This window comes from Colwellia sp. BRX10-1 (assembly GCF_014077545.1).
Taxonomy (GTDB): domain Bacteria; phylum Pseudomonadota; class Gammaproteobacteria; order Enterobacterales; family Alteromonadaceae; genus Colwellia_A.
In genome coordinates, this window is the sequence record NZ_JACGWC010000150.1 from 1 (window position 1) to 241 (window position 241).

At 36.1% G+C, this 241-nt stretch carries 1 protein-coding gene; it reads right to left on the minus strand.

Features of this window, described 5'->3' with window-relative positions; genetic code table 11:
* Positions 1-125 precede the first annotated feature (125 nt).
* Positions 126-233, minus strand: coding sequence for a DUF3885 domain-containing protein (locus tag H4J75_RS20555; RefSeq protein WP_404842720.1), 108 nt, complete (start codon positions 231-233; stop codon positions 126-128).
* Positions 234-241 lie beyond the last annotated feature (8 nt).

Here is a 241-nt window from a genome sequence, read left to right on the forward strand (position 1 = left end):
ACGAAGACGCCCTACAACGAATCAAAATATTTAGAAGCATTAAAACGAAGAGGATCACCACTGTTAAAATTTGCAATAAATAGCTAAATTTTACTAGTTGTCCACCTCAGGGCGTGTTGTTATATTCACGAGAACACCAAATCCATTCTTTCACGATCATAGTTTAACAGCCATTCGTTATGTGATTGATATAATGGAATGAGCGCTTCTCTATTTGAGCTTATTACATCCATTCCACGAT

What these genes read in the sequence shown, in the direction of transcription:
- H4J75_RS20555 (WP_404842720.1), bottom strand. Translation starts at nt 233, where the DNA reads ATGGATGTAATAAGCTCAAATAGAGAAGCGCTCATTCCATTATATCAA.